The sequence below is a fragment of the Roseibium sediminicola genome (assembly GCF_023156505.1).
Classification (GTDB): domain Bacteria; phylum Pseudomonadota; class Alphaproteobacteria; order Rhizobiales; family Stappiaceae; genus Roseibium; species Roseibium sediminicola.
In genome coordinates this window covers 47,050-57,124 of sequence record NZ_JALNMJ010000029.1, presented here as the reverse complement: position 1 = coordinate 57,124, position 10,075 = coordinate 47,050, and the positions used below count along the sequence as shown (strand labels likewise).

General features: G+C 61.1%; 8 protein-coding genes. 4 read left to right on the top strand and 4 right to left on the bottom strand.

What is annotated here, in order from left to right:
* Positions 1 to 224: 224 nt before the first annotated feature.
* Positions 225 to 1,970, bottom strand: a complete 1,746-nt coding sequence (locus tag M0H32_RS26400) for an EAL domain-containing protein (RefSeq protein ID WP_248159482.1) — start codon at positions 1,968 to 1,970, stop codon at positions 225 to 227.
* 530 nt (positions 1,971 to 2,500) lie between these two features.
* Here M0H32_RS26400 and rpsD point away from each other — a divergent pair.
* A complete protein-coding gene (gene rpsD / locus M0H32_RS26395; protein ID WP_248159481.1) occupies positions 2,501 to 3,118 on the top strand; it encodes a 30S ribosomal protein S4 in 618 nt (205 codons plus the stop codon).
* A 74-nt stretch (positions 3,119 to 3,192) separates the two neighbouring features.
* On the opposite strand, the gene M0H32_RS26390 is transcribed toward rpsD, so the two are convergent.
* The gene (locus M0H32_RS26390) at positions 3,193 to 3,981 is read right to left on the bottom strand and encodes a hypothetical protein (protein WP_248159480.1); all 789 of its coding nucleotides are present in this window, start codon (positions 3,979 to 3,981) and stop codon (positions 3,193 to 3,195) included.
* A 339-nt stretch (positions 3,982 to 4,320) separates the two neighbouring features.
* A complete protein-coding gene (locus tag M0H32_RS26385) occupies positions 4,321 to 4,809 on the bottom strand; it encodes a LysM peptidoglycan-binding domain-containing protein (RefSeq protein WP_248159479.1) in 489 nt (162 codons plus the stop codon).
* Positions 4,810 to 5,101: 292 nt separating this feature from the next.
* Between M0H32_RS26385 and ttcA the strand changes: the two genes are divergently transcribed.
* Complete coding sequence (gene ttcA / locus M0H32_RS26380; RefSeq protein WP_248159477.1) at positions 5,102 to 6,043, top strand: tRNA 2-thiocytidine(32) synthetase TtcA; 942 nt, start codon at positions 5,102 to 5,104, stop codon at positions 6,041 to 6,043.
* A 578-nt stretch (positions 6,044 to 6,621) separates the two neighbouring features.
* Here the strand turns inward: ttcA and M0H32_RS26375 are convergent.
* Positions 6,622 to 7,497: a LysR substrate-binding domain-containing protein gene (locus tag M0H32_RS26375; RefSeq protein ID WP_248159475.1), complete on the bottom strand. Its 876-nt coding sequence runs from the start codon at positions 7,495 to 7,497 to the stop codon at positions 6,622 to 6,624.
* 116 nt (positions 7,498 to 7,613) lie between these two features.
* Here M0H32_RS26375 and M0H32_RS26370 point away from each other — a divergent pair, with 116 nt between their 5' ends.
* Positions 7,614 to 8,606, top strand: a complete 993-nt coding sequence (locus M0H32_RS26370; RefSeq protein ID WP_248159473.1) for an NAD(P)-dependent oxidoreductase — start codon at positions 7,614 to 7,616, stop codon at positions 8,604 to 8,606.
* Positions 8,603 to 10,027 (top strand): aldehyde dehydrogenase family protein, encoded by a 1,425-nt coding sequence (locus tag M0H32_RS26365; RefSeq protein ID WP_248159471.1) that lies wholly within the window; start codon positions 8,603 to 8,605, stop codon positions 10,025 to 10,027. Before M0H32_RS26370 ends, M0H32_RS26365 begins: the two co-directional genes overlap by 4 nt.
* Positions 10,028 to 10,075 lie beyond the last annotated feature (48 nt).

The window sequence follows — 10,075 nt, the reverse complement described above, 5'->3', positions numbered from 1 at the left end:
GACCGGGAGCCTTGCTTCGAACGGACTGCCACGTACCGCGGATCGTACGGTCTCCGGCCCACTTGGGAGGGCAGCAACCGGCCCTCCCAAAACCAATCTACAAAAATTCAAACAGATAAGGAGGGGCGCTTGCTTAAGAACTTGGAGCCCGTCCTTCGAGACGCGCGCGAGCGCGCGCCTCAGGATGACGCTGAAGATGTGGTGGATATGGGGGAAATGCGGCGTCAGGCCGCCAGGCACTTCACCGCGAGGCCGTCGTCGGAGCGTTTGGCGGCGCGCTTCAGTTCCATGATCTCGTGGTTGAGCGTGTCGGGATGGAGCGTCGTGCCCTTGGGCAGGCTCAGGATCGAGATCGAGCATTGCAGGAGCGGGAACTGACGGGTGGTGCCGAACCGGTCCTGGGCCTCGATATAGCCCCGCTCCCGGTGCTCGGGCTCGTAAAAGCTTTCGACATCCAGCCGGAAGGCACGTTTCAGGGCCAGCATCCGGGCGGCGACATCGGTCTGGTCGATATTGTGGAAGCCTACGAAAAAATCGTCCCCGCCGATATGGCCGTGGAAAGTGCCCGTTCCGGAAATATGCCGCTGCAGCAGTTCGCCGAACAGGATGATCGCCCGGTCGCCCTGGCGGTAGCCATAGGTGTCGTTGAAGGGCTTGAAATTGTCGAAGTCGAGGTAACACAGGTGCCGGTCCTGCGTGCCCTTGCGGGCCGACTCGGCGATGAAGCGGTTTACTGCGCCGTTGCCGGGCAGGCGGGTCAGCGGGTTCTGGTCCTGGGCCTCCTGCAGGCGCTTTTCGTGAATGATCTTGAGCAACGAGGTCGCCGAGAGGAACCCGGCATAGCGGAAATTCTCTGTGATGATGATGCCGTCCGAATTGATCGAGGAGGCGAAGGTCACCAGCAGCATGTCGGCGTTGGAATCGATATCGGCGATCGGGCAGGCGCGCACGAAGGAGCGCAGCGGAAAGTCGAGTGCGGCCTTGGCGTCGTCGTCATCCGGACCGCCGGCATAGAGATAGGCCTTCAGGTCGCGCTCGTGGATCAGGCCGCGCGGCTCGTTGTTGCTGTCCAGGACCGGCACAACACTGGCATCCTGATTGTGGACCACCATGTCGAGCAGTTCGTTCATGGAGGCGTTGAACTGGATCGTCGGAAGCTTGATCAGCTCGTTGCGGATCCGGTCCTGCTCCTCGCGGCGCTTGCTGCCATTGCCGGGCGCGCGCACGTGATCGTAGAAGAGCTTGGCTTCGGAGGCCTTCTGGAACGGTCTGGCGACAAAATAGCCCTGGATCAGGTCGCAGCCGGCGTCGCGGCAGGCCTTGAACTCGCGCTCGGTCTCGACGCCTTCGGCGATAACGCGGGCGCCGAGCACGTGGGCAAGGTTGGCCACCGTGGTGACGAACAGCTTGCGTCTGGCGTCGCTGTCGACGCCGTTGAGAAAGAACCGGTCGATCTTGACATAGTCCGGGGACATGTCGTGCAGGAGCCGCAGCTCGGACGAACCGCGGCCGAAATCGTCCAGGGCGATCAGAAAACCGATCTGGCGCAGGTCGTTGACCGCGTGATGGGTGACATCGGTGAAGGTCTGCTGGTGTCGTTCGGAAAATTCCAGGCAGATCTGGTTGATCTGCAGCCCGGCCTTGGTAACCAGATCGGCCAGACGCATGCGCGGATCGTTTTCCTCGCCGAGGTCGCGGCCGTCCAGCTTGAAATAGAGCTTGGTGCCCTGGGCGATCTTCAGGCTGGAAAATCGCTCAAGTGCCTTTTCCACGAGACGGGCCTCGAGCTGCGGCAGGTATCCGGCCGCATGCGCCTCGTCGATCAGGTCATCCGCGGAGCGCGCGCCGGCCAGGTCGCAGTTGCGGATCTGCGCCTCGTAGCCATAAACGACGCCTGTTCCGATATCGACCACCGGCTGAAGGGCATAATCGAGCGCGTCAAGCGTGTCTTTCGGCGTGCAACAGATCACGCCGGAGCAATCCGGGGCAGTCTGAAGTACTGGTTGACGATTCGCTGACATGCTTGATCCTATTGCCAAGGTCCGGCCGAAAAACTTCCACTGTGTGATGGGGTACAGAACACGCTGCCGCACTGACATTATTAGCTAGGGTTGCAGCGGCGATTGCATAGTGAAAAGCTGCAATTAAAATTTCCTAAATGTATGCATTGTTTTCCGCACTTTGTGAACGTAACGGCATCAAAAGTCGCAACAAAATCCGATTTATCCGTTAAGAATGCCGGGTTGTCGGACAAAATCGGCGAAAATCGGCGGATTTGCCGCATACGGTCCGGCGGCGCATTGACATTTTCCGGGCCTGCCTGTATGTCCGCGCGGTCCGGTAGGCAATCGCCTTCCGGATCTACGCACCCGTGGGCATCCGGCCGGCGCCGTCTAGCCGGGTCCCTGTCGATCCGAACTTCCCGTGAAAGCAGGTTGTGACGATAAAGGAGGGCGCGTTTCCTTTTAAATAAAAACGCGAATTCAAAGGAAACCGCGATATGTCGAAGCGCCATAGCGTTAAGTACAAAATCGACCGCCGGATGGGTGAAAACATCTGGGGTCGTCCGAAGAGCCCGGCCAACAAGCGTGAATACGGCCCGGGTCAGCATGGCCAGCGCCGCAAGGGCAAGCTGTCCGACTTCGGTGTTCAGCTCCGCGCCAAGCAGAAGCTGAAAGGCTACTACGGCAACATTTCCGAAAAGCAGTTCCGCAAGGTCTATGCCGAAGCGTCCCGTCAGAAGGGCGATACTTCGGAAAACCTGATCGGCCTGCTGGAGCGCCGTCTCGACGCCATCGTCTACCGCGCCAAGTTCGTGCCGACCGTGTTTGCTGCCCGTCAGTTCATCAACCACGGCCACGTCAAGGTCAACGGCAAGCGCGTCAACATCCCGAGCTACCAGCTGCGCCCGGGTGATGTGATCGAAGTCCGTGAAAAGTCCAAGCAGCTCGCTCTGGTTCTGGAAGCTGTCCAGTCCGCGGAACGCGACGTGCCGGACTATGTCGACGCCGACCACAACAAGATGACCGCGACCTACTCGCGCATTCCGGGTTTCTCCGATGTACCGTATCCGGTGCAGATGGAACCGAACCTGGTCGTCGAATTCTATTCGCGCTAATCAGCGCCGAATACGGTTTGATGGGAAGGGCCCGCCACTTGGCGGGCCTTTTTCTTTTGGCGCGACCAAAGGCGCTACTGGCCCGATAGCCTCTTTAGGTGCAGGTCCACCGCTTTTTCGATCGGCGATTTTTGGGTCTTGTCGGCTGGCACATAAATGCCATCGGCGGCAAGAATAGCCCATAGGATCGATTGTTCCGACTTTTCATAGTGGCGTGTTGCCTGCTTGAGTTGCTGCATCAGGGCGCGGGTCTCGGCCTCTCTTTGAAAACTGAAAAGATGACCGTCATAGAGACCTTTCCGGGCAGGGTCGGCTGACCGGTAGACATGCATTGACGTGAAGAGTTCAATGCCGGACCGGGTCTTGCCCTTGAGAAGGCACACAAAGGTCGCGACCCCATAGGTCCTGCCACCGGTTCCGTATCTGCCCGGCAGAGTTCCCATATCGCTGCCGAGCTTGGGACAGCCGATGGCACGATAGTCCTTGATTTCACCGGTGGTTGCCTGCACGAATTCGCCATCGGGGGCGATTGCGTAGACATCTTCCGTGCCAGAATATTGCAGCTTCTTTGCAAGCAAACTTTCAGCCCGGGCAGTCTCCAGCGGTCCCGTTCCGCGGAACGAATGGACCAGAAAATACCCCACCGTGACTGCGACAAGGCCAACTGCGACCACTTTGGAGGCTGAACTGCTCATTGAGCCGGTATCCTCTTTGTTTGTCGCATCGCGGGCGGATGGGGCAGCCGCCCGGCAGACAGAGAGTGTGCCATCGTTCGCGCACTCGTGTTGAAAGGTTCCGCCATTCGGGCGGAAAATCTTTGTTGGCTCAGATCCTTGTTGTTCGGATCCCGGCTTGCCGAACAAGTCATCGCCTTGCGGATGCTGGGCGGAAGTCCGCCTCAGTTGAGGACCTGCGGTTCGACAGACCGCATTGCGGCCGTGGCGACAGGCACCAGCTCTAAAGTTTTCTGAGTTTTGCCGGCTCCCGGCCGGTCCCGTAAGACGGTGATCGTGAATTCCCGGCTGTCCTCCAGTCGGACAGGCTGTGCGAAAATCGCGTCACCGGATATCGTATTGCGCATAATGCACCTACCCGTATCCTTGGAATTTCTAACGGGTGGAACCTATCTCATGTGTCACACCGGTTGTGTGACCTTCGGCACATTCTTTGCGTTTCAGCCCGAGGAATGCCGGGTCCGGCGTTCAAAGATCGTTGCGCGGAATCCGCAGCACCTGACCCGGGAAGATCACATTCGGATTGCTCAACAGGTGCTGGTTCGCCTCGAAGATCGGCTGGTAGATGGAATTGCCATATTGCTGCTGCGCGATCTTCGTCAGGGTGTCGCCGGACTTGACCGTATAGGGCTGCCAGCCGCGATAACCCGACAGGATCCTGGGGCCGTACAGGACCGGGATCACTACCGACGGTCCGTTTTCGTTGCCCGTATCGTCGGCCAGCGTCAGGAACAGCCGGTTGAGCTCGAAGCTGTTGGTGTCGGGAATGTCGATAAAACCCTGAAACTGCCGCAGACCGAGGGCGCCGACCTGGGTGAAGGAGGCATATTCGTCGTGACCTTCGGAAACGCGGATGCTGAGCGTGCCTTCAAAAGCCGTGGCATTGCCGGCGATCAGGATCTTCGAACCGACCAGGTCGAAGGGCTGCGGCTGCTGGATGTCGAGCGTTACAGTCATTTCAATTGCCTCCTGAAACAAGCTTGAGATGTCGACCAATGCCCTCGACCGGTTTACAACAATGCACAAGGTTTTGGCGAAAGCGTGTTCGATACACCTGAAAGTCGCGGCAAGTGCGGTCGAAATTCAGATGTCTGTGGGGTTGCATCGGGCTATGTCGATTGGCAGGAACGCTGAAAAGGTCTGGCTGCTGGCCTAGGCAGCCCTTGGAAAGCCGGAGCTTTTTGCTTTTCCCGGCGTTGGCGATCCGCTATGTCACCGGGAACAAACAGACAGCTCCAAGGCCGCCAATATGAACGACATTGCCGACAGCACCGACATGGATGTGCCCGCGCTCCTGCGCAATGCGCCCTCCAGCGTCGAATTCAAAAAGCTGCGCAAGCGCCTTCTGCGGCAGGCGCGCGAGGCGATTGGTGATTTCGGCATGCTGCCGGCGGACGCTTCGCAGGACAACAAGCCGAAATGGCTGGTCTGTCTATCCGGCGGCAAGGACAGCTACACCCTGCTCGCCGTCCTGATCGAACTGAAATGGCGCGGCCTGCTGCCGGTCGATCTGGTGGCCTGCAATCTGGACCAGGCACAGCCTGGTTTTCCGGCACATATCCTGCCGCAGTTCTTTGAGGAAAACGGCATCGAGCACATCATCGTGCGCGAGGACACCTATTCGATCGTTACCGACAAGATCCCGGCGCACCGGACCTATTGCTCGCTGTGCTCGCGCCTGCGCCGCGGCATTCTTTACCGCGTTGCGCGTGAGCAGGGCTGCGAGGCGATCGTGCTCGGTCATCACCGGGACGACATTCTCGAAACCTTCTTCATGAACCTCTTCCATGGCGGCCGGCTTGCCTCCATGCCGCCGAAGCTGATCAACAACGAGGGCGATCTCCTGGTGCTGCGCCCGCTCGCCTATGCGGCGGAAAGCGATATCGAGAAATTCTCGAACGGCATGCGGTTCCCGATCATCCCGTGCAATCTCTGCGGCTCGCAGGACGGGCTGCAGCGCGAGGAGGTCAAGCGCATGTTGCAGGGCTGGGAGAAGGCGAATCCCGGCCGCCTCGGTGTCATGGCGCGCGCCCTGGGCCACACCAGGCCGTCGCATCTGCTCGACCGGTCTCTCTATGATTTTGTCAACCTGCGTCCGGCGGAAGGAAGTTCGGCCGGGGCAAGCGGCGACGCAGAGGAGCCCTGCGGCGCGAGCCTGGCCATGACCGCGAAGCTGTTCGCGGCGGAGTGACGACCAGGCGCCTGTTGGTATGGGATTGCCTCCAATCTACGTCATTGCCGGACTTGATCCGGCAATCCATGCCGTTGACTTGCCAAACCTGCGGTCCGCCCGATAGGAAGTGAAACGGCATGGATGCCAAGGTCGGGCCCACTGGTGTCCGGTTTAAGCAGTGTTCGCAGTTCTTACTCGGGCCTCGCGGCTTGTTCCAGTCTCCCCCCTTGCGGGGGAGATGTCTCCATCAGGAGACAGAGGGGGGTGTCAACCTCCCGATATCATTCGGCATTTCCGAATTCGCGGTGACCGCTTCACCCCCCTCTGTCCGGTTCCCGGACATCTCCCCCGCAAGGGGGGAGACGGCAGCAAGCGGCCAATCTTTTGAAAGTCCAACAAGCTGTTCACGGCAGATAGTCAAATCGTTCAAACATCTTGCTGAAAGCGTAGTCGTTTAAACCGGACAGCAGTGGGTCAAGCCATGGCATGACGAATGAGGGGGATAGAAGAGGCCGTAAGAGGCCGGGCGGGTCCGCTTTCCTCTGCTGTCACCCCCGCTTTCGCGGGAAAGGCAGGAGGGGAATGGAGGCGACAATTCAGCCAAACAACTCCCTGAGCCAGCTTTCAACAGTCTGCGTTGCCGCATTGGAAGGCCCGCCGCCTTCCCGGTGCAGAAGATAATGCGAGCGCACGGACGGAAGGCTGACGTCAAGGGGAACCGCCAGCCGGCCGTTTGCCTGCAGCCGTCTGGCGACCTTGCCCAGCAGCAGTGCGATGCCACCGCCGACGGCGGCATGTTCGACGGCAGCCAGCGAGGTGTCGACGGTTATGCCGCTGGTCTTGCCTGGGGGCTTGAGATCGCAGGCCTCGAAATAGCGCGGCCAGTGATCGTCGAAGCCGAGAATGTGAATGCGTGGCTGGTCCACGAGGTCTGACGGCTCTGCAATTCGCCGCGCCAGGTCCGGATGGCACACAGGCACAATTGTTTCCATGCCGAGCGGCTCCGCAGAGACCCCCGGCCAGGTTCCCGTGCCGAGCCGGATCTCGATATCGATGCCGGTTTCGAGCGCCGTGTCGGCCCAGATGGCCGACAACAGCCGGATGTCGAGATCCGGATGCTGGCGCCGGAAAGTCACGAGGGCGGGCGCGACGATCAGCGCGGCCTCGGAGATCGGCGCACGGATGGTAACGGTGCCCGATGTCCGGCTGCCGAACAGGCCCTCGGTCGATGTGGCCAGCTCCTGCAGCGCCTTCCTGACCGAAGGCAGATAGGCCTTGCCGCTGGCGGTCAGGGCCACCTTGCGCGTGGTCCGCTCCAAAAGCTGATGGCCGAGCTGGGTTTCCAGCGCGCTGATATGGGTGCTGACGGCGGCCTGGGTTAGACCAAGCTCGCTGCCGGCCGCCGTAAAGCTGCCCAGGCGGCTTGCCGCCTCGAAACTGCGCAGCCAGATCAGGTTGGGAAGCGACAGCATGCGAGCTTACTCATAAAAAAAACAGGGTAATTCTCCCTGTTTATATCGTTTCTCTTACCAAATGGCGAGGCGCAAAGTGAGGTTCCTGAGGTCACATAGTCAGAAAGGCGCTTCTCATGCGTGTCGGGTTCATCGGTCTGGGCAATGTCGGCGGCAAGCTGGCGGGCAGTATTCTGCGCAACGGGTTCGAGCTGAAGGTGCTCGATCTCAATCCGTTGCTGGTGGAGAGCTTTGTGGCAAAAGGGGCGACCCGCGGCGACAGCCCGAAGGAACTGGCCGAAGCCTGCGACGTCGTCATCACGTGCCTGCCGAGCCCGGCGGCCTGCGCGGCGGTCGTCGAAGGCGAGAACGGTATCCTGGAGGGGATTGGCCCCGGCCGGATCTGGGCGGAAATGTCGACGACCGACGCCAAGGAAACAAAGCGTCTCGCCGACCTCGTCATCGCAAAGGGCGCCGAGGCAATCGAATGCCCGGTGTCCGGCGGTTGCCACCGGGCGGCGACCGGCAACATCTCCATTTTCGCTGGCTGCACCCGCGCCACTTTCGAGAAGGCGCTGCCGTTCCTGACCGTGCTCGGCCGCCGTGTGCTGCACACGGGTGAGATCGGTTCTGCCTCGATCCTGAAAGTGGTGACCAATTATCTGGCGACTGCCAATCTGGTGTCGGTCGCCGAGGCTCTGGTGACGTGCAAGGCGGCCGGCATGGATCTGGGCATTGCCTATGAGGCGATCCGGATCTCGTCCGGCACGTCCTTCGTCCACGAGACCGAAGGCCAGGTGATCCTGAACGGCTCCCGCGACATTTCCTTCACCATGGATCTGGTGGCCAAAGACATCGGCCTGTTCCAGAAGATCGCCGAAGACAATGACGTGCCGCTGGAACTATCGCCGCTTCTCAACCGCATTTTTGCCGACGGCATCGAGCGCTACGGGCCGCGCGAACTTTCGCCCAACATCATCAAGCGCCTTGAAGACGCCACCAGCCTCAGCGTGCTGGCACCTGGTTTTCCAGCCGAGATGGTTGACGACGAGCCGGAAGAATCCGGATATGAAGTTGTGCCCAATCGGGGCGCGGCGACGTCAGGACAACGGGAAGCGGCAAGCGGATGATCGAAAAAAAGCAGTTCTATATCAACGGCACCTGGGTGGACCCGGTTGAAGCGAAGGCGCTTGAGGTGATCAATCCGGCGACCGAACAGCCGGTCGCCGTGATTTCGCTCGGAACAAGCGCCGATGTCGACAGGGCCGTCGCGGCCGCCAAGGCCTCCTTTGCGAGCTGGTCTGAGACCAGCGTCGAGGAACGGGCCGCCCTGCTGGAGCGGATCATCGCCGTCTACGAGCGCCGCTCTGGGGAGATGGAAGAGGCCATCCGGCTGGAAATGGGCGCGCCGAAGACCTTTGCGCGCGAGAACCAGACCCCGGCGGGAAGCGGTCATCTCCAGGCTACCCTGGACGCCCTGAAGAGCCACCGGTTCGAGCGGCCGAGCCCGCGCGGCGGCAGTCTTCTGCGCGATGAGCCGATCGGTGTCTGCGGCCTGATCACACCTTGGAACTGGCCGATCAACCAGATCGCCGCCAAGGTGGCGCCTGCGCTTGCCGCCGGCTGCACCATGGTGCTGAAGCCGAGCGAGATCGCGCCGCTCTCCGGGCTGCTCTTTGCCGAGATGCTGGACGAGGCCGGCTGCCCGGCCGGTGTCTTCAACCTGGTCAATGGAGACGGCCCGGGCGTCGGCGCGCCGCTCTCCGCTCATCCGGACATCGACATGATGTCCTTCACGGGCTCCACCCGTGCAGGTGTCTCGGTGAGCCAGAACGCGGCCCCGACCGTCAAGCGGGTTGCGCTGGAGCTTGGCGGCAAGTCCGCGAACCTGCTCTTTGCCGACGCGGATCTTGAAACCGCCATGCGCACGTCGCTCTCCGGCTGTTTTTCCAATTCCGGCCAGTCCTGCGACGCGCCGACCCGGCTGCTCGTCGAGCGCAGCGTCTATGAGGACGCCGTTGCCCTGGCCGCCAGGATCGCACCGGAGTTCAAGGTCGGCGATCCGGCGGAGGAGGGCGATCATCTCGGCCCGGTGATCAGCGAGCTGCAATACGAGAAAATCGAAGGCCATATCGAGCGCGGCATCGCCGACGGCGCCCGGCTGGTCGCCGGCGGTCCGGGCAAACCGGAAGGTTTCGAGACCGGCTATTTCGTCAAACCTACGATTTTCGCCGATGTCAGCAACGACATGACCATCGCCCGCCAGGAGATCTTCGGTCCGGTGCTGGTGATGATCCCGTTCGATACGGAAGACGAAGCGATCGCAATTGCCAACGACACGCCCTACGGCCTCGCCGCCTATCTGCAGACCGGCGATCCGGAACGCGCCAAGCGCGTATCGCGCAAGCTGCGCGCGGGCAGCGTCTATATCAACGGCGGCAGCCCGGACTATGACGTGCCCTTCGGCGGCTACAAGCAGTCCGGCAACGGCCGTGAATTCGGCGAATTCGGCCTAGAGGACTTTCTGGAACTGAAGGCGATCACGGGGTAGCCGGCGCCGGGCGGGTTGACGCTCAAAGCGGTCGCCGCGAACCTGGCG